This is a genomic window from Curtobacterium sp. MCBA15_012, assembly GCF_001864935.2.
In the GTDB taxonomy this organism is placed as follows: domain Bacteria; phylum Actinomycetota; class Actinomycetes; order Actinomycetales; family Microbacteriaceae; genus Curtobacterium.
Genome location: NZ_CP126267.1, coordinates 1,614,272 through 1,634,881, shown reverse-complemented (window position 1 = coordinate 1,634,881; position 20,610 = coordinate 1,614,272). Strand labels below are relative to the sequence as shown.

The following is a 20,610-nucleotide window of genomic DNA, read 5'->3' as shown; positions in this document are numbered from 1 at the left end:
GGGACCGGGGCCGTTCCCGTGCGACCCGGGAGTGCCGGTCACGCGGGTGCCGGGGGTCGGCCGTCACGGGGTCGCTGAGCACTCCACGGCGTCACGGCTCGGGGGTGCGTCGCGGCCTCACGCGGCCGACGCGAGCACGAGGACGCCGACCACGACGACGAGTCCCACGAGCACCATCCGGAGCGGCACTCGGCGAGAGGCCCCGATCGGCACACCCTGTTCGACCACCTCGCGGAGCACGACCAGGGCACGGTCGAGTCCCCGCGACGGACTGGTCCCACCGGTCGGCTCGGCCGAGGGATCGACCGGCGTGCCCAACGACACCCAGGCCGGCCGGACCCAGCGCACGGGCCTCGGCGGTGCCGCGGCCAGCACCGCGTCGAGCGCCGCGCGGACGACGTCGGCGTCGCCGGCGCGCGCGGCGTCGAGCAGGGGGTCCAGGGCCGCACGAGCCGGTTCCCGAGGGTCCGTGCGGTCCCACACCGTTCGTGCGGCGGTGAGGAGGCCCCGGGCCCCGTCGCGGTCTTCGAACGTCGTCCGCGCGCCCGGTGACGGTGACGGGTCGGTCCTCGCGTCGTGCGGGTCCGGACAGCACGGCGCTCCGCCCGGCGGCCGGTCGGCCACCACGACCGCGCCGGCCTCGTCGACGCCGATGTCCTCGGCAGCGACGGCGCCGAGTTCGAGCGCCCCCGCTCGGCCTCGGTGGGCGAGTTCGAGCAGGGGGACCGAGAGCGTGACGGCGACGCCGCTCGTCGGGACACCGAGGACGTCGAGTGCCGCGTCGAGCGATCGCACGGCCGGTCGGAGCACCTCGGCGGCGAGGTGGCCGCGGGGGCACCGGCCGACGCGGGTGATCGGGACGAGGTGCGGTCCGCAGCCGGGGGCGCGGTCTGCCACCCAGCGCGTGAAGGCGCCGTCGTCCTCGGCGCCGCACCACAGCTCGGTCCGCTCCCCCGTCGTCATGGTGACCAGCGTGGCGGAGGGCGGGCGGGCCTCCCGTCCGGTGACGACCACCTGTGGACAGCGACGTTCGCCCACAGCCTGACCGCGAGCGGTCCTCGTGACACGGCGCAGGCCGTATCCTGTTGGCATGGCACGCAGCACTCCAGAAGGTACGACGGCGAAGGAGCCGGGTCGTCTCAAGCAGATGTACCAGGTCTTCACCATGACCCGCCGGGCAGACCCGAAGTCGGTGTGGTGGTTCCTCCTCGCCTTCCTCGGACCGGTCGTCGCGGGCGTGCTGCTCGCGTTCCTCCTCCCGGGTCAGAACTGGCTCGCGATCACGCTCTGGATCGTCGCCGGCGTGCTGCTCGGAGTCCTGCTGTTCCTGATCGTCCTCGGTCGTCTCGCCGAGCGTGCGGCCTACTCGCAGATCGCCGGCCAGCCCGGTGCCGTCGGTGCCGTGCTGTCGAACTCCCTGCGTCGGCAGTGGCGTTCCAGCGAGATGCCCGTCGCGGTGCACGGTCGCTCCCAGGCCGCCGTCTACCGTGCGGTGGGCGCCCCGGGCGTCGTCCTCATCACCGAGGGTCAGCGTGGCACCCTCAAGCGCCAGCTCGACGAGGAGCGCCGCAAGGTCCAGCGCATCGTGCCGAACGTCCCGGTCCACGTCGTCCACGTCGACGACGAGCAGGACGGTGTGACGCTGCACAAGCTGCCGCGTGCGATGAACAAGTACAAGAAGTCGCTGAACCGCAACGAGGTCCTCGCGGTCGCGAACCGGCTCGAGTCCCTGACGCACAGCCCGGCGTCGGCGATCCCGAAGGGCATGGACCCGATGCGGGTGCGTGCCGGGCGTCCGCGCTGAGCCAGCGCCGTTCCCGGCGCAGCCGCCCCGACGGCTGACCGAACGGAGGCCCCCGACCGTGCCAGGTCGGGGGCCTCCGTCGTGTGCGGGTACGGGTGCGGCAGGCCTGGGGCGCACCGGCGTCACCCGTCTCGGGGCCCGGGGCCCGGGCTGCCGCTCGCACAACCGAAGGCACGTCGCGCCACGGAACGCCGTGGCGCGACGTGCTTTCGGTTGTTCGGGAGCACGTCACACCAGGCCGCGTCGCGCTAGGACGCCCGGCCACGCCCACGCCCACGCCCACGCCCACGCCCACGCCCACGCCCGCGCGCCCGCGCGCCCGCCGGTCAGCGTCGGACGAGCACCGTCCCGGCGATCCGGTCGTGGGCGCCGCGGCTGTCGCGGTCGATGATGAGCGCCGGCACGACGATGCACAGCAGCAGGGTCCGGACCACCGGCCGCCACACCCCGACGTAGCCGCCGCGCATCGGCACGACGCGCAGCCCGACGCACAGGTGGCCGAACGACCCCGAGAACGTGCAGATGAACAGGACCTGCAGCACGGCGAAGATCGCCAGCTGGATCCACGTGTGCGCGATGTCGCCGGAGCCGTTCACGGGCGACCAGACGCCGAGCAGGAAGGCCACGAGGTCGGCCAGGACCCCGTCGATCAGGAGCGCGACGACCCGCCGTCCGATGCGCCCGACGCTGCGGGGGCCCTCCTCGGGAAGACCGAGCTCCTTGCCCGGCCAGCCGTCCGGGTGTCCGCCAGCGGCGTGTGCGGATGCGTCGGAGGGCGGGGTGGTGCTGCGGGCCATGCCTCCAGCGTAGGCGACCACCTCGACGTAACACGCGCGAAACAACGCAGTCATGTCCGGGAAACTCTTGGTCAATAGCCTCGTCGGAGGGTGCACCCGCGGCACCTCCGACATCACCTACCCCCCAGGAGATCGACACACATGTTCAGCGATTCCTCCGAGGTGCTCGCCTTCATCAAGGACACGGACGTCAAGTTCCTCGACATCCGGTTCACGGACCTCCCCGGGGTCCAGCAGCACTTCAACATCCCGGCGTCGACGGTCGACGAGGACTTCTTCTCGGTCGGTCAGCTCTTCGACGGTTCGTCGATCCGCGGCTTCGCGTCGATCCACGAGTCGGACATGCAGCTCATCCCCGACGTGACGACGGCCTACATCGACCAGTTCCGTGCCGAGCGCACGCTGATCATGATCTTCGACATCTACAACCCGCGGAACGGCGAGATCTACGGTCGCGACCCGCGCCAGGTCGCCAAGAAGGCGGAGAAGTACCTCGCCTCGACCGGCATCGCGGACACCGCGTTCTTCGCCCCCGAGGCCGAGTTCTACATCTTCGACGACGTCCGCTACTCGGTGACCCAGAACCAGTCGTTCTACGCGGTCGACTCCGAGGAGGGCGCGTGGAACACGGGCCGCGAGGAAGAGGGCGGCAACCTCGCGAACAAGACCCCCTACAAGGGCGGCTACTTCCCCGTCTCCCCCGTCGACAAGACGGCCGACCTCCGCGACGACATCACCCTCAAGCTGATCGAGGCGGGCTTCGTGCTCGAGCGCTCGCACCACGAGGTGGGCACGGGCGGCCAGCAGGAGATCAACTACCGCTTCGACACGATGGTCCACGCCGCGGACGACATCCTGAAGTTCAAGTACATCGTCAAGAACACGGCCGACCAGTGGGGCAAGGTCGCCACGTTCATGCCGAAGCCGCTCTTCGGTGACAACGGTTCGGGCATGCACACCCACCAGTCGCTCTGGAACGACGGCAAGCCGCTGTTCTACGACGAGAACGGCTACGGCGGCCTGTCCGACGTCGCCCGCTGGTACATCGGCGGCCTGCTGAAGCACGCCCCGGCGCTCCTCGCGTTCACGAACCCGTCGATCAACTCGTACCACCGCCTGGTCAAGGGCTTCGAGGCACCGGTCAACCTGGTCTACTCGGCCGGCAACCGCTCGGCAGCGATCCGCATTCCGATCACGGGCACGAACCCGAAGGCGAAGCGCATCGAGTTCCGCGCGCCGGACGCCTCGGGCAACCCGTACCTCGCCTTCGCCGCGCAGCTGATGGCGGGCCTGGACGGCATCCAGAACCGCATCGAGCCGCACGAGCCGGTCGACAAGGACCTCTACGAGCTCCCCCCGGAGGAGGCCAAGGGCATCCCGCAGGTGCCGGGCTCCCTCGACGAGGCACTCGAGGCGCTCGAGGCGGACCACGAGTTCCTCACGAAGGGCAACGTCTTCACCGAGGACCTCATCCAGACGTGGATCGACTACAAGCGTGAGAACGAGATCCTCCCGCTCGCGCAGCGTCCGCACCCGTTCGAGTACGAGCTGTACTTCGGCGTCTGACCTTCGCTGAACGCAGGAGAGCCCCGCACTGTCCCGGTGCGGGGCTCTCCTGCGTTCGCGGCACCGGTCAGGACGGCGTCCCGAGTGGGATCGGGCGTACCTGGGCGGATCAACGGACCTGGTACGCCCGGAAGGACCAGCTACGCCCGGAAGCAACAGTCCGCCCGGCAGGTGGTGCGGTGGTGACCAGCCTGGAGGCGCGGGGTGGCCTGGCGGACGGGCGCCGCGCCTCCAGGCTGGTCGCGACGCACCCTCGTGGTCACCGCACCGCGTCACCGTGCCGCGCCACCTCGCTGCCGGAGCAGACGGCGGCACGCAGTGCCGCGCCGTGACCCGCCCCCGGGGCCCACGGACGACGCAGCACCCGGGTGCCGGACACGCGCACACGCACGGACGGGGCCCACGCCGCCCCGGCGCGGGCCCCGTCCTCGGGGCGACGAGTGCCTACCGCGCCGTCGCCAGCACGTCGGCGGCACCCGCCGCCACGCTCACGGGTGCACCCGTGACCGGCGTGGGACGTCCCAGGGAACGGACGGACCACCCCGCCTCGACCCAGTTCGCGACCGGGAGGCAGTTGCGCGCGTCGATCACCGAACGGCGTCCGACGAGCGCTCCGAGGGCGGCCGGGTCGGCACCGACGACCTCGTCCCACTCGGTGAGCACGAGCACCAGGTCGGCGCCCTCGACCGCGTCGGTCATCGACGTGGCGTACGTCAGCGTCGGGAAGGACCGACGGGCGGTGTCGTTCGCCTCCGGGTCCCACAGCGAGACCTGCGCGCCGCGCAGGTGCAGGGCGGCGGCGACGTTGAGCGCCGGCGAGTCCCGCACGTCGTCGGTGAGCGGCTTGAAGGCCGCCCCGATGACCGCGATGCGACGGTTGAGCACCGAGCCACCCAGGGACTCGATGGACATGTCGATGACGCGTTCCCGCTGCCCCATGTTGATCTCGTCGACCTGCTGCATGAGTCCGACGACCCGCCCGGCGCCGAGCTCCCCCGCACGGTGCATGAGGGCACGGATGTCCTTCGGCAGGCAGCCGCCGCCGAAGCCGAGGCCGGCGTTGAGGAACTTCCGGCCGATTCGCTCGTCGTGCCCGAGGGCGTCGGCGAGGGTGGTGACGTCGGCACCGGTGATGGCGCACATCTCCGAGATCGCGTTGATGAAGGAGATCTTCGTCGCGAGGAACGCGTTCGCGCTGACCTTGACGAGCTCGGCGGTCGCGAGGTCCGTCGAGACCACCGGGGTGCCCTCGGCGATCGGGGCGGCGTAGACCTCGCGGATGACGGCGTCCGCAGCGGCCGAGGCACCGCCCCACACCAGGCGGTCCGGGTGCAGCGTGTCCGCGACGGCCTTGCCCTCGCGCAGGAACTCGGGGTTCCAGATGAGCTCGGCGTCGATCCCGCTCGGGGTGAACTCCCGGACGATGCCGCGCAGCCGCTCGGCGGTGCCGACCGGCACGGTCGACTTCCCGACGATGAGGCCCGGGTGGGTGAGGTGCTCGGCGACCCCGCGGGTTGCGCTCTCGACGTACGCGAGGTTCGCCGCGTGCGACCCGGCCTTCTGCGGGGTCCCGACGCAGATGAAGTGCACGTCGGCCGCGGCGACCGCGTCGGCCATCGAGTCGGTGAAGCGGAGCTTGCCGGTCGCGACGTGCTTCGTGATGAGCTCCGGCAGCCCGGGCTCGTAGAACGGGACCTCGCCGGCGGAGAGCGCCGCGAGCTTCGCCGGGTCGACGTCGACGCCGATGGTGTCGAAGCCCATCTCGGCCATGGCGGCCGCGTGGGTCGCACCGAGGTAACCGGTGCCGATGACGCTGATCACCGGCGCGGGGCGGGTGTCGGGGGACGTGGATGCCTTCTTCGGAGCGGTCACTTCGAGACCTCCTGCAGGTCGTAGTCGATGTCGGTGCGGGCGATGCCCTTCGCGAAGGTCGCGAGGCTGTCGGCGCGGGAGTCGATGCGCCAGTCGTTCGTGGTGCGGGTTCCGTCGACGATGGTGGTCGCCACCTGGCTGAAGTACGCGAAGCCGATGACGTCACGGTTCGCCGGGTCGGCCAGGGCGTCGAACAGCGAGTCGAGCCACTGCGACTTCTGGCTGTCGGAGACCGTGCCCCCGGTCTCGGTCGCGCCGATCTCGTTGAGGACGATGTTCTTGCCCGGGGCGACCTTGCGGATCTGGGCGAGGGTCGCGCCGAACGTGTTCTGGAACGTCGGCTGCTCGGTCGGCGTGCGGTAGTAGCCGGACATGCCCACCCAATCGACGTACTGCGCGCCCGGGTAGTACTGCTGCATGTACGCGAGCGTCTGGTAGTCCGGGTTGCCGAGCTTGTCGATGCGCGACGGCGACCAGTTCCAGATGACGTAGTCGTTCGCGCCGTTCGCCTGGAAGACGTTCCACACGTGCTGCCACATGGCCGTGTAGGAACCCTTCGCGTTCTGCTGCTTGGCGCCCTCGGACCAGTTGTACCAGGAGCCGTTCATCTCGTGGTCGAGGCGGATGACGAGGGGCATGCCGTTCGCCTTCAGCGCCTGCGCGTACCGCGTCAGGTAGTCGTCGAACCTGCCGGAGACGATGTCCTGGTTCGTGTAGCCGGCGACGTAGGCCTCGTCGTTCCCGGTCTTCGCGGGCACGGTCTCCCACGTCATCATCGGCAGTCGTCCGTTCGCCCAGGACCGCTGGACGGCGGTCTGGTTGAAGTCCTGGTCGAAGCCCTGGAAGAAGCCGACCATGTTCGTGGCCTTGCCGACCTCCTGCGAGACGCTGTCGTACTCAGCCCAGTTGAACGGTGCCTGCGCCGTGTAGAGCCCGAACCAGCGGGACTGCTGCCCGAGGATCTCGGCCTTCGACGGCGTGCTGATCGGTTCGGTCGAGGGGTCCTTCGAGGGGCCGGCGTTCGGCGAGCCAGCGCTGCCGCCGTGCGCCCCGGAACCACCCTTCGCCGCACCGCCGGCACCGGCGGCCTTGGCCGCGCCGGCCGCGCTCGCGGCCCCGGCCGCGGCGCTCTTCGCGGCGCCGAGGTCGGACTGCAGCGACGCGATCTGCGCCTTGAGCTTCGTGATCTCCTCGGCCCGCGAGCCAGCCTGGGCCCCGGAGGCGTCGAGCTTGCCCTCGAGCGCCCAGATCTGCTTCTGCGCGGCGGTGAGCTTCGTCTGGAGCTCGGCGGCGGACACCTTCTTCGACGCGGACGCCGGTGGGCGGACCCCGAGGGCCTCACCGACCGCCGTCGACACCGGACCGCCGGGCGACACCCAGACCATCCAGGTGATGAGTCCGAGGACGAGGACGATCGCGGTGGTCCCGATCGCGGTGCGACGGGCGTGCTTGCTGGACTGTGCCCACCAGGTTCCGGTGGAACGGATGAGGTCAGACAATGAGGAACGCCTCCAGAGCGAAGATCGCGATCCCGATGCAGTACGGGATCGCCGCGTACGGGTTGAGCCGGCGACCGCGGCGCGGCGCGGGGCGCCCGGCCGGGGCCGCGGCGGTGGCCGTCGAGCGGCGGGTCGCGAGGACCGTCGTGGTCGAGGTGGTGGTCGCGTCCGCGCCGAACAGCTCGTCGAAGGCGCGGTCGGCGGCGGCCTGTTCGGCCGGCAGCGCGCGGTCCGCGGCACCGGTCGCGGGGCCGTCGCCGGTCCCTGCGGCATCGACCGGGCTCACCGGCGCGAGACCGGTCGTCGGCTGCACCGGCTCCTGCTCCATCGGTCCACCGGCGTACGCCCCGGCCCGGGTCCCCCACCCCGACGCGTGCGCCAGGCGGAAGAAGCCGATGAGCCGGATCGGCATGAGGAAGAAGGTCGACACGATGATGAAGAGCGGGAGCCGGAAGAAGTCGCTCGGCTTCTCGGACAGGTGTCGGATCTGCCGGATCGCCATGCTCAGCACGCTCGACACGACCATGAGTGCGGCGACGTAGACGAAGCCGGTCGAGAAGCCGTACTGCTGCAGGATGCCCTGGTACAGGTTCTCGCCCTGCCCGGTGAGCGCCCGGTAGATCCACCCGGCGATGACGCCGAACAGCATGAACGGCAGCAGGATGTCGGTGACGAAGAAGACCGCGAGCAGCGGGGCGTGCCCGAGCATCCACGGCAGCATCCGCAGCGTGTTGTACTGCGACCCGCGTGCCCAGCGCAGTTGCTGCTTGAACAGCTTCTTCACCTGGAGCGGTGCGTCCGTGTAGACGAGCGAGGTGTACTGGTAGACGGTCCGGTACCCCTCCTTGAGCGTCAGGTTCGTGAGCGTCCGGTCGTCGGACACCTCGAGGAAGACGCCCATGAACTCCTCGTGCATGAACTTGTCCATCACGCGGGTGAGGATGCTGCGGCGGAACGCGATGGTCCGCCCGGGCAGGCAGCCGATCTGGCCGAGCACGCTCTGCGCGGGCATCGAGTACAGCGCCCGGGAGTTCTCGAGCCAGTCCGCCCAGCGGGTGATCCAGGACCGGGTCGGCTCGAGGATCCGCTGGCGGGTGGTGACGCCGCCGACGGACTCGTCCGCGAACGGCTTCAGCAGCTCCTCGAGCGTGCCGGGCGTCCAGACGGTGTCGGAGTCGACGAGCACGGTGATGTCACCGTTCGAGAGCTCGGTGCCGACCTTGACGGCGTTGCGCTTGCCGGGGATCGGGGTGTGGGTCCAGCGGACGAGCGGGGCGAACTCGTCGCAGACCTCCTCGAGTGCCTCGTTGCGGGCGCCGTTGATGACGACGATGATCTCGCCCGGTCGCTGCTCGACCATGCGGCCGATGACGTCCCGGAAGAGGTCGAGTGGCTCGTCCACCACGGGGACGACGACACTCGTCGTCCCGGTGTACGTGCCGGTGAAGGGGCGGTACCGGGCGGACAGCACGACCTTGAGGATCCAGAGCAACCAGATCACCGCGGAGTACACGGCGAACAGGTAGAACTCGGGATGCCCTTCGACCATCTGCCGGATCTGGAGGATGAAGGTGAACATCGATCCCTGCTTCAACGTTCGAGGTGGGGATTCCGCTCCATCGAGGAACCTGTGGGGGTTCGGGTGTCCTCATTGAGACAGAACCTGAACGCCGGCGCAACGCGTCCCCCGTCCGGGGGCGGTCGGGTCCCCTCGCGGGGTACGTCGGTGTCCCCCACGGCATCGGGGAACGCTGTCCGCACTGCTGCTGACAGCACTGATGCGGACCGGTCAGTGTCGCGTCACCGTTCCGGCGGGACCCGTCGACGGCCGGGAGGCGCGACCCGCGTCCGCCAGGAACCCCAGGTCAGCAGGCGGTACCGACCGATCCGCGGGGTCGCCCGGCCCGGCCCGGTTGCGGGTCGCCGACGAGCGGAGCCGTCCGATGGTGCGCGTCGGCACGGGGGTGACGGCGGGGTACGCCGTGAACGCGATCGGGGGACAGCGATCGATGCACAGGAATCGACCCGGAGACCTTCTCATGTTCGGGTCTCGGAGGTCGTCCCGGGCGTGTCGCGGCCGGGGTCAGCGCCGGGTCAGGCGCCGTAGAACTCCCGCTCGAACACCTGCCGCGCCCGTCGGGTGACGCCGAGGTAGTCGTCCTCGAGGCGCGACGCGGACCCCGGCGGGTACTCCAGCAGCCGCGCGATGCCCTCGAGCTGCACCCGGTCGACGGGCAGCACGTCCGTGGTCCTCCCCGACCAGAGCACGAGCGCACTGCGGGTGCGGGACGCGAAGCGCCAGGCGGCGCCGAGCTTCTCGGCGTCCTCGGCGGCGACGAACCCGGCCGCGGTCGCCGCGTCCAGTGCCTCGAGCGTCGACGTGGTCCGGAGACCGTGCACCGCGGTCGCGTGCTGGAGCTGGAGCAGCTGCACGAACCACTCGACGTCGCTCAGCGACCCTCGTCCGAGCTTGAGGTGCCGTGCGGGGTCGGCGCCGCGCGGGAGTCGTTCGGACTCCACGCGTGCCTTGATCCGGCGGACCTCGCGGACCTCGCGCTCGTCGATGTGCTCGGGGTAGCGCGTGCGGTCGGCGAGGTGCTCGAAGTCGCGGAGCAGCTGCTGGTCGCCGACCGAGCCCCGGGCGCGCAGGAGCGCCTGGGCCTCCCACGTGAGGGACCAGCGGGCGTAGTACGCGCCGTACGAGTCGAGCGTGCGGACGACCGGGCCGTTCTTCCCCTCGGGGCGCAGGTCGATGTCGAGCTCGAACGGGTGGATCGCGTCCTCGGTGAGCCGGGACAGCTCGCGCACGATGCGCTGCGCGGCCCGGGACGCCTGCTCGGACGGCAGGTCCTCGGTCGCGCGGTACACGTACAGGACGTCGGCGTCCGACCCGAAGCCGAGCTCGCGTCCGCCGAACCGGCCCATCGCCACCACACCGAACTCCAGCCCCTCCGGGGCGTCCCGTCGGGCGAGGGCGAGGACGCCCGCGAGCGTCGCCTCGGTGACGTCGGTGAGCGCGGGGCCGAGCTGGTCGACGTCGAGGTGGCCGAGCACCGCCGCCATCCCGAGCCGCAGGGTCTCCCGACGCCGGGCCGACCGGACGAGCGCGGCCGCACCCTCGACGTCGTCGCCGTGCCGGGCCGTCGTCGCGCTGTGCTCGGCGAGCAACGACTCCGCCGGACGCGGACGCAGCAGGGCCTCGGGCTCGTCGAGCCACGCCACGGCCTCGGGGAACCGTTCGAGCAGGCCGGCGAGGAAGGCCGACTCGGACAGCACCGTCGTCAGCGAGTGCGCGGCACCGGACGAGTCGCGGAGCATGCGGAGGAACCAGCTCGACTCGCCGAGGGTGTCGCTCAGGCGACGGAAGGCCAGGAGCGCACGGTCCGGTGCCGGCCCCTCCGCCATCCACCGCAGGAGCACCGGGAGCAGGTTCCGCTGGATCGCCGCGCGCCGGCTCGTGCCCTGCGTGAGCGCCCGGATGTGGCCGAGGGCACCGGACGGGTCCGCGAAGCCGATCGCACCGAGGCGGTCCGCCGCCTGGTCGTTCGTCAGGACGATGTCGCCGTCGGTCGCCGCGACCGCGGAGAGCAGCGGACGGTAGAACAGGCGCTCGTGGAGTCCGCGGACCTCGAGCTTCACGCCGCGCCACCGCTGTTCGAGCGCGGACGCGGAGGTCGCGAGGCCGGTCGACCGGGCGAGCACCCGGAGCTCGTCCTCGTCCGAGGGCATGAGGTGCGTGCGCTGCAGCCGTCGGAGCTGGATGCGGTGCTCGAGCAGCCGCAGCAGGGCGTAGTCCGGCCCGAAGCGCGCGGCCTCGGGGCGTCCGACGTACCCGGCGCTGGCGAGGGCGTCCATCGACTCGAGCGTCGAGCGCACCCGCACCGATTCGTCGTCCCGACCGTGCACGAGCTGCAGGAGCTGCACGGTGAACTCGACGTCACGCAGCCCACCCGGACCGAGCTTCAGCTGCCGGTCGACCTCGGCGTCCGGGATGTGCTCCGTGACCCGCTCGCGCATCCGCTGCACCGACTCGACGAAGCCCGGCCGCTGCGCCGAGCTCCAGACGAACGGGGCGACCGCCGCCGCGTACCGCGCCCCGAGGTCGGCGGACCCCGCGATCGGACGGGCCTTGAGGAGCGCCTGGAACTCCCACCCCTTCGCCCAGCGCTCGTAGTACGCGACGTGGGAATCGAGGGTCCGGACGAGCGCCCCGTCCTTGCCCTCCGGTCGGAGGTTCGCGTCGACCTCCCACAGCGCGGGTTCGGCGGCGAGGTCGGTGATCGCGTGGGTCGCCGCGATCGCCAGGCGCGTCGCGATGAGCACGGCCCGGTCGGTCCCGACCCCGGTGTCGGCGTCGTCGTCGCGGGTCGGCTCGGTCACGAAGATGACGTCGACGTCGCTGACGTAGTTGAGTTCGCGCGCGCCGGCCTTGCCCATGCCGATGACCGCGAGCGGGGTGGCCGCGACGTCGGCGGCCGGGAACGGGACCTCGCGCCGGGCGACGTCGACCGCGGCCTCGAGCGCGGCGCCCGCGAGGTCGGCGAGTCCGGCCGCCACCGACGGGAACACCTCGGTCGGGGCGGCGTGGAGCACGTCGTACAGGGCGATCTGCGCGAGGTGCCGGCGGTACCGGACCCGCAGGCGCAGGCGGGCGTCCTCGCCCGTCGCTCCGTCGACGGCTTCGAGGAGCGACGCCGTGTACGCGTCCTGGTCCCACGGCGCGGTCACGGGTTCGAGCAGCAGCGCGATCTCGGCCGGGCGCCGGTGCAGGAACTCCCCCAGCCCGACCGAGGCCCCGAGCAGACGCACGAGCCGCTCGGTCGCCTGCCGGTCCGCCAGGACCGGCCGCAGCTCGTCCGGGGCGCGCTCGAGCAGGCGCTCCACGAGGCGGAGCGCACCGTCGGGATCGGCCGTGGCCTCCCACAGCGCCGGGGCGTCGCTGACCGGCACCCGCAGGTCCGGGCCGAACCGCGCCTCCAGGCCGGCGATCCGTTCCAGGCTCTCCGACAGCTCCGCGAAGCCCAACCGGGCCATCTCGGAACGGGACGTCCTCGTCCGACCGGTCACGTGGTGCTCCGGGCGGGCTGCTAGAGCGCGCCGAGGTTCGTGTCGAGCTCGAACGGCGTGACCTGGTCGCGGTAGGCCTTCCACTCCTGCCGCTTGTTGAGCAGCACGTAGTTGAAGACCTGCTCGCCGAGGGTCTCGGCGACGAGCTCGGAGTCCTCCATGAGGCCGAGCGCGTGGTCGAGGCTCGCCGGGAGCTGCTTGTAGCCCAGTGCACGGCGCTCGGCGTCGGACAGGCTCCAGACGTTGTCCTCGGCCTCGGGCGGGAGCTCGTAGCCCTCGTCGATGCCCTTCAGACCGGCCGCGAGGAGCAACGAGTACGCCAGGTACGGGTTCGCCGCGGAGTCGATGCCGCGGTACTCGACCCGGGCGGACTGGCCCTTGTTCGGCTTGTACAGCGGGACCCGGAGCAGCGCCGAGCGGTTGTTGTGCCCCCAGGTGACGAACGAGGGTGCCTCGTCGCCGCCCCAGAGCCGCTTGTAGGAGTTGACGAACTGGTTCGTCACGGCGGTGATCTCGGGAGCGTGGCGGAGCACGCCCGCGATGAAGTGCCGCGCGGTCTGCGAGAGCTGGTACTCGCCGCCGGCCTCGTAGAAGGCGTTCTGGTCGCCCTCGAAGAGCGACACGTGCGTGTGCATGCCCGAGCCCGGCTGCCCGGAGATCGGCTTCGGCATGAACGTCGCGTAGACGCCCTGCTCGATCGCGACCTCCTTGACCACCGTGCGGAAGGTCATGATGTTGTCCGCCATCGTCAGCGCGTCGGCGTAGCGGAGGTCGATCTCGTTCTGCCCGGGACCGGCCTCGTGGTGGCTGAACTCGACCGAGATGCCGAGGTCCTCGAGCATCCGGACCGAGCGGCGTCGGAAGTCGTGGGCGCTGCCGCCCGGGACGTTGTCGAAGTAGCCGGCCTGGTCGACGGGCTGCGGGCCGCCGTCCTTCCAGTCGCGGCTCTTCAGCAGGTAGAACTCGATCTCGGGGTGCGTGTAGAACGTGAAGCCCCGGTCGCTCGCCTTGGCGAGGGTGCGCTTGAGCACGTTGCGCGGGTCGGCCACGGCGGGCTGGCCGTCGGGCGTCGTGATGTCGCAGAACATCCGCGCGGTGGGGTCGACCTCACCGCGCCACGGCAGGATCTGGAAGGTCGAGGGGTCCGGGTGCGCGAGCACGTCGGCCTCGTAGCTGCGGGTCAGGCCCTCGATGGCGGAGCCGTCGAAGCCGATGCCCTCGGCGAAGGCACCCTCGACCTCGGCCGGCGCGATCGCCACCGACTTCAGGGTGCCGATGACGTCCGTGAACCAGAGGCGGATGAACTTGATGCCCCGCTCCTCGATGGTGCGGAGCACGAAGTCCGTCTGCTTGTCCATTCGAGGCCCTTTCCGTGGTGCTGCAGGACCCCCAGCCTATTGGTCTTCGTCGTCCCAACGCTCGTTGTTGGCCTTGATGCGGTCCAGGGCGTGTTGCGCTTCCTCGCGCGTCTCGAACGGGCCGATGCGGTCGCGCTGCGGGGACTGCGGGCCCTGCTCGACCGTCTTGGTCTTGTCGTTGAACCACCACTGGGACTCGATGCGTTCGTCGCTCATGCCGCCACCGTACCCACGCGGGCGCGGGCGCGGCCGGGCGCGGTCGGGCTCGGCGGGCTCGGCGGGCTCGGTCGGGCGCGGCGGGCGAGCGGGCGGGTCGTTGTCGCCGAACTGTCGCTTTCGTGAAAGCGACAGATCTGCGCGGAACATCGACGGCGATCTGTCGCTCTCGCGTGGTGGAGGGGCCGACGGAGACGTGATCTGTCGCTTTCGCGACACGGGCGTGGGTTCGAGGGCGGGTCGGGCGCGGCGGGTGGGTCTGCGTCGCCGAACTGTCGCTTCCGTGAGAGCGACAGATCGGCGCGGAACATCGGCCGCGATCTGTCGCTCTCGCGTGGTGGGCGGGGCGACGGAGACGTGATCTGTCGCTCTTGCCACAGTGCCCGGGGCCGCGGCGGCGCGACCCCGGCGAGCGGTCCGCCGTCGTCCGCGCTCCGCGCGCAAGGGCGACCGTCTGGAGGCCCGGTGCCGGTCCGGCGGGCCGGCACCGGGCCTCCAGGCGGTCGCTTCCCGGCCGCCACCGGCCGCGCTCCGCGGGCGCGCAGCCGCGCGTCGGCCGCCGCCGTCCGCACTTCACGGCCACCCGTGGGCGACCGACCGCGCAACGCGGCCGCGCGACGGCGCAGCGCGACGCCCGGTTAGAGTGGTCCGCATGCCCCGGGACGCACACGGACACCTGACCGCCGGCCGGATCTCCCCGCAGCGACCCGTCCCCCGGGACATCGAGCGCCCCGAGTACGTCGGGAAGGCCGAGCCGCACGAGCACGGCCTCGGCGACACCTACACGCCCGACGAGGTCGAGCGGATCCGCGCTGCGGGGCGCATCGCCTCGCGGGCCATCGACGCGGTCGGTGCCGCGATCCGGCCCGGGGTCACGACCGACGAGCTCGACCGGATCGGGCACGAGTACGTCGTGTCGCACGGCGCCTACCCCTCGACGCTCGGCTACCGCGGCTACCCGAAGTCGCTCTGCTCCAGCCTGAACGAGGTGATCTGCCACGGCATCCCGGACGACACCGTGCTGCAGGAAGGCGACCTCGTCAACATCGACGTGACCGCGTACAAGGACGGCATGCACGGCGACACGAACCGCACGTTCGTCGTCGGCGAGGCCGCCCCCGAGGTCACCGACCTGGTCACCCGCACCGAAGAGGCACTGCGTCGCGGGATCAAGGCCGTCGCGCCCGGACGCCAGGTCAACGTCATCGGACGGGCCATCGAGGCCTACGCGAAGCGCTTCGGCTACGGGGTCGTCCGCGACTACACCGGCCACGGCGTCGGGCGCGCGTTCCACTCCGGGCTGATCATCCCGCACTACGACGCACCCCAGTACGACACCGTCATCGAGCCCGGCATGGTGTTCACGATCGAGCCGATGCTCACCCTCGGCGGCATCGAGGCCGACATCTGGTCCGACGACTGGACCGTCTCGACGCGCGACAAGTCCTGGACCGCACAGTTCGAACACACCCTCGTCGTCACCGAGCGCGGCGCGGAACTCCTCACCGTCTCCTGAAAGGGCCCCAGTTCCCATGACCTCACTCGCAGTCGGCGTCGACATCGGCGGTACGGGCATCAAGGGCGCGATCGTCGACGTGACCACCGGCGAGCTCCAGACCGACCGGATCAAGAAGGCCACCCCCGAGGGCGGGAAGCCGCACGACATCGTCGCCGTGGCGAAGTCGATCCTCGACGAGCTCGCCCCCGGCGCGGACGTGCCGGTCGGGGTCTGCTTCCCCGCGATCGTCCGTGACGGCAAGACCATGTCGGCCGCGAACGTGTCGAAGAAGTGGATCGGCTTCGAGGCCGAGGCGCTGTTCGAGAAGGAACTCGGGCGCTCCATCCACTTCGTCAACGACGCCGACGCCGCCGGGTTCGCCGAGCAGCAGTTCGGCGCCGCGAAGGGCAAGGATGGCCTCGTCGTCGTGACGACCCTCGGCACCGGGATCGGCACCGCGCTCATCAACGACGGTGTCCTCATCGTCAACTCGGAGCTCGGACACCTGGAGATCGACGGCCACGACGCCGAGTCGCGGGCCTCGTTCGCGGCGAAGGAGCGGGACGAGCTCAGCTGGAAGCACTGGGCGAAGCGCCTGCAGACGTACTACTCGACGCTCGAGGCGCTGCTCTCCCCCGAGCTCTTCGTCGTCGGCGGCGGCGTGTCGAAGCACCACGAGGAGTTCCTGCCGCTGCTCGACCTGCAGGCCGGGATCATCCCCGCGACGCTCCGCAACAACGCCGGCATCATCGGTGCGGCGACGCTGGCCGCACGGTCGCACGCGCCCCGGTAGACTCAGCGGTGCGAACGGGTCGGTGAGACGGTCGCGTCACTCCCCCGGGAGTGCCGAGGAACGTCCGGGCTCCACAGAGCAGGGCGGTGGGTAACACCCACCCGGAGCAATCCGCGAGACAGTGCCACAGAGAACAGACCGCCGGCGGCGACGTCGGTAAGGGTGAAACGGTGGTGTAAGAGACCACCAGGGGTCCGGGTGACCGGATCCGCTCGGTAAACCTCGCCCGGAGCAAGGTCAGACAGAGGACGTCGAGGCTGCTCGCCGAGTCCTCGGGTAGACCGCTGGAGGCCGACGGCAACGTCGGTCCGAGAGAGATGGCCGTCACCGCCGCGTCAGCGGCGGGACAGAACCCGGCGTACGGCCGGCCCGTTCGCGCACCGACCACGAGACGGACGGGAGGCGCGGTGCCAGCTGGCACCGCGCCTCCCGTCCGTCTGCTGGTCGCGTCGGCTACAGGCCCGACTCGGCCGTCCGCACCAGGATCGCGTCGCTGTCCGGGCAGAGCACCACGTCGTCCGGTGCGGCGCGACGGATGGTCTGCAGGTCCGAGTTGGTGAGCGTCACCCCGGACGCCGTGGAGACGCCGCCCTGCAGGAGCGACGCGCCGAAGCCGTACCGCGCCCGCTGCCGGTCGTACAGCGCCAGGAGGTCGGCGGGCACCTTCGCGGCGACCGCTGCCCGGCTCTGCACCGCGGCGTCGCGGTCGGCCTCGACGCGGGCGATCTCGGCGTCGCGTTCGGCGACGAGCGAGGACCGGGAGGCCTCGACGTCGGCGAGCTGCGCCTCGATGTCCCCGACCCGGGCACGGTGCACGTCGAGCTGCTCCATGACCTCGAGCTCGGCCGTCTCGAGGTCGCCGATGCGCCGCTGGAGCGACTCCATCTCGCTCTGCAGCCCGGCGGCGTCCTTCGCGTTCGAGACGTTCTGCAGCATCGTCGTGTCGCGGGTGATGCGTGCCTGAGCGGTCGCGGTGTCGGACTCCAGGCGTGCGAGGTCCCGCTCGGCGTCCTCGGCACGGCCGGTGGCGGCGACGAGCTCGGCGCGGAGCTTCGCGGCGGTGCTGCCGAGCTCGGTGAGCTTGTCGCCCTTCTGCAGCGACGTGATGCGGTGCGTGAGGCGGGTCACGTCGTTGTCGAGTCGCTGGAGGTCGAGGAGGACGACCTGGTCCTCGGGTGCTGCCTTCACGGTCGGTCTCCTTCGGGGACGGTGGTGGTGTCGGGGTGGGACGCGGCGGTGGCGGGCTGGTCGGCCCGCTCGGCGGGCTGGTCGGTCCGCGTGGCGGGCTGGTCGGCCCGCGTGGCGGGCTGGTCGGCCCGTTCGGCCGGCTCGGCGGGCTGCTCGGCGGGCCCGCCGGGCTCGGCTGCCGGCAGGACGGCGAAGTCCCAGGGGTCGGTACGGAGGTCGCTCACGGTGACGCGGACGCCGGCTGCCCGGCGGAGCTGCTCGGCCGCGACGTCGAGCCAGAGCCACTCGGTGGCCCAGTGCGACGTGTCGACGAGTGCGGGGCCGTCGCCGAGCATCGCCTGCTCCCGGAACTCCGACGCGGGGTGGTGGCGCAGGTCGCTCGTGACGTAGACGTCGGCGGCCCGCACCGCGGGGTTGCCGAGGAGCGAGTCGCCCGCACCCGCGCAGAGCGCCACGGTGCGGACCGGCCGGTCGAAGTCGCCGGACACGCGGACGCCGGTCGCGGTGGGCGGGAGCAGGTCGACGAGGGACCGCGCGAGGGCCCCGAGCGTCGTGGCCGTCGGCAGGGTCCCGACGCGGCCGATGCCGGTCTCGGGGTCCGAGCCGGACTCCAGCGGGCGCTGGTCGGTCAGCCCGAGCCGGTCGGCGAGCACGGCCGAGGTGCCGGTCGTGACGACGTCGGCGTTCGTGTGCGCGGCGAGGAGCCCGGCACCGCCGCGGACGAGGGTCGCGAGGACCGCACCCTTGTAGGTGGACTCGTCGATCGTGGTGACCCCGCGGAGCAGCAGCGGGTGGTGCGTCAGGAGGAGGTCCGCGCCGAGCTCGACGGCCTCGCTCGCGGTGGCCGGGACGGCGTCGACGGCGAGGTGCACGTGCTCGACCTGCTGGTCGGGGTGTCCGGCGACGAGCCCGACGGCGTCCCAGGACTCGGCCCCGACGGCGGGCCACAGGTCCTCGATGACGGCCTGGAGTTCGCGGAGCGTCGGCATCCCGTCAGTCTACCGAGCCGTCCGGTCCCGCCGGGCCGCGGGTCGGACCGGGCCCGGGCGGTTCAGCGTCGGCCGACGAGGCGCAGCAGGCGCGTCACGAGCCGTGCCCACCAGCCCGGCTGGTCCTGGTCGACCGTGACGGGTGCGCTCGAGGTGTCGGCGGACCGTGTCGCGTCGGCACCGTCCGGACCGAGGCCGGAGGCGACCGTCTCGGGCAGGACGACGGGCGTGCTCGCGGTGGCGCCGGTGTGCGCGGTCAGCACGGCCGCGAAGGCGGCACGGTCGATGACCGTGGGGCCGGTGGCCGGCTGCACGAGCGGCGTGGGGCGCGTGTTCGCCGAGACCGGGCTGACGGCCGGGAGGGACAGCACGAGTCGGGCCGGTTCGTCGCGGCCCGGGGCGGTCGCCTCGGCGCCGGGGGCGACCGTGGGGACCACCGGGGACGCCATCGCGGCCCGGCGCGCGGCGGCGCGGCCGACGGTCCGAGCACCGCGGTCCGCGGTGCCGCGGCCGGTGTCCGCGAGCGAACGTGACGCCGTGGCCCGGCGGGCGGCGGCGCGTTCACGGCGGTCCGACTCGGCGGCTGCGTCGGCGAGCAGGTCGGCGAAGACGGCGTGTGCGAACTCGCGGGCGGCGGTGACCTCGGCGTCGTCGTACCCGGCGACCGTGGCCTCCCAGGCGGCGAGGCGGGCGAGGTCCTCGTCACGACGTCGGACCTCGTCCTCGAGCAGGACGATGCGTTCGATGGTGGTGCGTCCGCTGCTCGCGGCGACCTCGACGGCGAGGTCCTCGATGCGCAGGGCGATGCGCTCCGGCGGCTCCGGGAAGGCCGGGGCGCAGGCGGCGACGTGGCGGGCGCGGTCGCGGCGGCGGAAGGCGCTGGGCGCTGCCGCCTCGGATGCTCCGTCCGGTGCGGTGCGCGCGGCGTCCGGGCTGGTGCGCTCGGCGTCGGGTGTGGTGACACTCGGGTCGTGGGAGGTGGTCGCGTCGGCGGCGGCCGCGGTGTCCGCTGCGGTGGTCGGCTCGACCACGGCGGTCTGCGCGCCGTCGACCGCGGCGAGGTCGGCGGCCGTGGGGCGCTGCACCGGTCCGGTGACGGGCGGGACGACCAGGTCGGCCAGGTACGGCGTCCGGGTGGCCGGGGCGTCCCGGAGCCACTCCTCGAGCTCGCGCCCGAACGGGTCGACGAGGGGAGCGCGTGCACCGGACTGCGTTTCCATGTGACGCAGGATAGATATCACGCGCCTCGAGATGCGGCACATCCGCGGTGTGTCGCGGTTCCCGGGGTCCGGCGCGTGGTGTGCCACCCCGGACGTGAGCGGTGTGTCGCACCCCGTCCCGCCGTCTCGGGAGCGCGGTCAGCAGCGAGCGGAGAAGGCCTCGAGCAGCCGACGGCCCTCCGGCCAGTCCCCCACGCCGCTGGCCACGTTGACGTGCTGGCGGGGACCCACGCGGAGCACCTCGGCACCGAGGGTCGCCGCGAACCCCAGCGCCCGGTCGACGCCGCAGTACGGGTCGTCGTCGCTCACCACGAGGGCGGTCGGTACCTGCACCGCCCGGTTCGGGGCGCGGAACCCCGCCGCCGCGGCCGGGAACGCGGGGCCGTCGGGGTCGGGCGGTGCGACGAGGAACGCCCCGGCGACCTGTTCCGCGTGGTCGACGAGCCAGTGCGCCGCCGCCAGCACCCCGAGGCTGTGCGCCACGAGGACGGGCCGGCGGGGCGCCGCGGCCACGGCACGCGAGATGGCGTGTGCCCAGTCCTCCGGGTCCGGTTCGGACCACGACCCGGGGGCGATGCGCACGGCGTCGGGACCGCGGTCCCGCTCCCACCGGGACTGCCAGTGCTCGGCGTCGGAGCCCCAGATGCCCGGGATCACGACCCACGGGTGGTCCACAGCGCCGTCGACGGGGAGTTCGGTCACGGTCGGATCGTAGCCGTCGGCTCCGGCCGGGCGTCGTCCCG

Annotated in this window: 15 protein-coding genes, 1 other RNA gene and 1 pseudogene; 5 read left to right on the top strand and 12 right to left on the bottom strand. The window is 72.1% G+C overall.

The features are described 5' to 3' along the window. Positions 1 to 117: 117 nt before the first annotated feature. Entirely contained in the window at positions 118 to 963 is an 846-nt protein-coding gene (locus QOL15_RS07525; protein ID WP_139197435.1) for a hypothetical protein, read from the bottom strand. A gap of 127 nt (positions 964 to 1,090) precedes the next feature. Here QOL15_RS07525 and QOL15_RS07520 point away from each other — a divergent pair, with 127 nt between their 5' ends. After that, positions 1,091 to 1,804 carry a DUF4191 family protein gene (locus tag QOL15_RS07520; protein ID WP_065959351.1) on the top strand — a complete coding sequence of 238 codons (714 nt, stop codon included), beginning with the start codon at positions 1,091 to 1,093 and terminating at the stop codon, positions 1,802 to 1,804. Between the two features lie 326 nt (positions 1,805 to 2,130). Here the strand turns inward: QOL15_RS07520 and QOL15_RS07515 are convergent, their stop codons facing one another. Then, entirely contained in the window at positions 2,131 to 2,601 is a 471-nt protein-coding gene (locus QOL15_RS07515; RefSeq protein WP_071246838.1) for an RDD family protein, read from the bottom strand. 141 nt (positions 2,602 to 2,742) lie between these two features. Between QOL15_RS07515 and glnA (QOL15_RS07510) the strand changes: the two genes are divergently transcribed. Then, positions 2,743 to 4,167: a type I glutamate--ammonia ligase gene (gene glnA / locus QOL15_RS07510; protein WP_065959355.1), complete on the top strand. Its 1,425-nt coding sequence runs from the start codon at positions 2,743 to 2,745 to the stop codon at positions 4,165 to 4,167. A gap of 444 nt (positions 4,168 to 4,611) precedes the next feature. On the opposite strand, the gene QOL15_RS07505 is transcribed toward glnA (QOL15_RS07510), so the two are convergent. The 6 genes from QOL15_RS07505 to QOL15_RS07480 form a co-directional block, all read right to left on the bottom strand. Next, positions 4,612 to 6,039 (bottom strand): UDP-glucose/GDP-mannose dehydrogenase family protein, encoded by a 1,428-nt coding sequence (locus QOL15_RS07505; protein ID WP_065959357.1) that lies wholly within the window; start codon positions 6,037 to 6,039, stop codon positions 4,612 to 4,614. Further along, positions 6,036 to 7,538, bottom strand: coding sequence for a glycoside hydrolase family 26 protein (locus QOL15_RS07500; RefSeq protein ID WP_071246836.1), 1,503 nt, complete (start codon positions 7,536 to 7,538; stop codon positions 6,036 to 6,038). The genes QOL15_RS07505 and QOL15_RS07500 overlap by 4 nt, the downstream gene beginning before the upstream one ends. Beyond that, positions 7,531 to 9,117 carry a glycosyltransferase family 2 protein gene (locus QOL15_RS07495; RefSeq protein ID WP_065959359.1) on the bottom strand — a complete coding sequence of 529 codons (1,587 nt, stop codon included), beginning with the start codon at positions 9,115 to 9,117 and terminating at the stop codon, positions 7,531 to 7,533. The genes QOL15_RS07500 and QOL15_RS07495 overlap by 8 nt, the downstream gene beginning before the upstream one ends. Before the next feature lie 515 nt (positions 9,118 to 9,632). Further along, on the bottom strand, positions 9,633 to 12,605 hold the full coding sequence (locus QOL15_RS07490; RefSeq protein ID WP_071246834.1) for a bifunctional [glutamine synthetase] adenylyltransferase/[glutamine synthetase]-adenylyl-L-tyrosine phosphorylase: 2,973 nt from the start codon (positions 12,603 to 12,605) through the stop codon (positions 9,633 to 9,635). Between the two features lie 20 nt (positions 12,606 to 12,625). Continuing rightward, the gene (glnA, locus tag QOL15_RS07485; protein ID WP_065959363.1) at positions 12,626 to 13,963 is read right to left on the bottom strand and encodes a type I glutamate--ammonia ligase; all 1,338 of its coding nucleotides are present in this window, start codon (positions 13,961 to 13,963) and stop codon (positions 12,626 to 12,628) included. A 36-nt stretch (positions 13,964 to 13,999) separates the two neighbouring features. Further along, complete coding sequence (locus tag QOL15_RS07480) at positions 14,000 to 14,179, bottom strand: SPOR domain-containing protein (protein WP_065959365.1); 180 nt, start codon at positions 14,177 to 14,179, stop codon at positions 14,000 to 14,002. A gap of 652 nt (positions 14,180 to 14,831) precedes the next feature. On the opposite strand from QOL15_RS07480, the gene map reads away from it, so the two are divergent. The 3 genes from map (at position 14,832) to rnpB (ending at position 16,846) form a co-directional block, all read left to right on the top strand. Continuing rightward, the gene (map, locus tag QOL15_RS07475; RefSeq protein ID WP_071246947.1) at positions 14,832 to 15,695 is read left to right on the top strand and encodes a type I methionyl aminopeptidase; all 864 of its coding nucleotides are present in this window, start codon (positions 14,832 to 14,834) and stop codon (positions 15,693 to 15,695) included. A gap of 16 nt (positions 15,696 to 15,711) precedes the next feature. Beyond that, on the top strand, positions 15,712 to 16,470 hold the full coding sequence (gene ppgK / locus QOL15_RS07470) for a polyphosphate--glucose phosphotransferase (RefSeq protein WP_065959368.1): 759 nt from the start codon (positions 15,712 to 15,714) through the stop codon (positions 16,468 to 16,470). 15 nt (positions 16,471 to 16,485) lie between these two features. Then, an RNA gene (gene rnpB, locus QOL15_RS07465) (RNase P RNA component class A) lies at positions 16,486 to 16,846 on the top strand. A gap of 77 nt (positions 16,847 to 16,923) precedes the next feature. On the opposite strand, the gene QOL15_RS07460 is transcribed toward rnpB, so the two are convergent. The 4 genes and pseudogenes from QOL15_RS07460 to QOL15_RS07445 all read right to left on the bottom strand — a co-directional run bounded on the left by QOL15_RS07460 (position 16,924) and on the right by QOL15_RS07445 (position 20,569). Beyond that, entirely contained in the window at positions 16,924 to 17,658 is a 735-nt protein-coding gene (locus tag QOL15_RS07460; protein WP_065959369.1) for a zinc ribbon domain-containing protein, read from the bottom strand. A 182-nt stretch (positions 17,659 to 17,840) separates the two neighbouring features. After that, positions 17,841 to 18,647: pseudogene (locus tag QOL15_RS07455) on the bottom strand (Nif3-like dinuclear metal center hexameric protein); the annotation flags it as partial. Positions 18,648 to 18,709: 62 nt separating this feature from the next. Further along, on the bottom strand, positions 18,710 to 19,867 hold the full coding sequence (locus tag QOL15_RS07450; RefSeq protein ID WP_071246832.1) for a hypothetical protein: 1,158 nt from the start codon (positions 19,865 to 19,867) through the stop codon (positions 18,710 to 18,712). A 138-nt stretch (positions 19,868 to 20,005) separates the two neighbouring features. Beyond that, positions 20,006 to 20,569 (bottom strand): alpha/beta hydrolase, encoded by a 564-nt coding sequence (locus QOL15_RS07445; protein ID WP_254784101.1) that lies wholly within the window; start codon positions 20,567 to 20,569, stop codon positions 20,006 to 20,008. Positions 20,570 to 20,610 lie beyond the last annotated feature (41 nt).

Excerpts from the sequence above, each read along its gene's own strand:
- QOL15_RS07525 (WP_139197435.1), bottom strand. The coding sequence starts at position 963 with ATGACGACGGGGGAGCGGACCGAGCTGTGGTGCGGCGCCGAGGACGAC.
- QOL15_RS07520 (WP_065959351.1), top strand. The coding sequence starts at position 1,091 with ATGGCACGCAGCACTCCAGAAGGTACGACGGCGAAGGAGCCGGGTCGT.
- QOL15_RS07515 (WP_071246838.1), bottom strand. The coding sequence starts at position 2,601 with ATGGCCCGCAGCACCACCCCGCCCTCCGACGCATCCGCACACGCCGCT.
- glnA (WP_065959355.1), top strand. The coding sequence starts at position 2,743 with ATGTTCAGCGATTCCTCCGAGGTGCTCGCCTTCATCAAGGACACGGAC.
- QOL15_RS07495 (WP_065959359.1), bottom strand. The coding sequence starts at position 9,117 with ATGTTCACCTTCATCCTCCAGATCCGGCAGATGGTCGAAGGGCATCCC.
- glnA (WP_065959363.1), bottom strand. The coding sequence starts at position 13,963 with ATGGACAAGCAGACGGACTTCGTGCTCCGCACCATCGAGGAGCGGGGC.
- QOL15_RS07480 (WP_065959365.1), bottom strand. The coding sequence starts at position 14,179 with ATGAGCGACGAACGCATCGAGTCCCAGTGGTGGTTCAACGACAAGACC.
- map (WP_071246947.1), top strand. The coding sequence starts at position 14,832 with ATGCCCCGGGACGCACACGGACACCTGACCGCCGGCCGGATCTCCCCG.
- ppgK (WP_065959368.1), top strand. The coding sequence starts at position 15,712 with ATGACCTCACTCGCAGTCGGCGTCGACATCGGCGGTACGGGCATCAAG.
- QOL15_RS07450 (WP_071246832.1), bottom strand. The coding sequence starts at position 19,867 with ATGGAAACGCAGTCCGGTGCACGCGCTCCCCTCGTCGACCCGTTCGGG.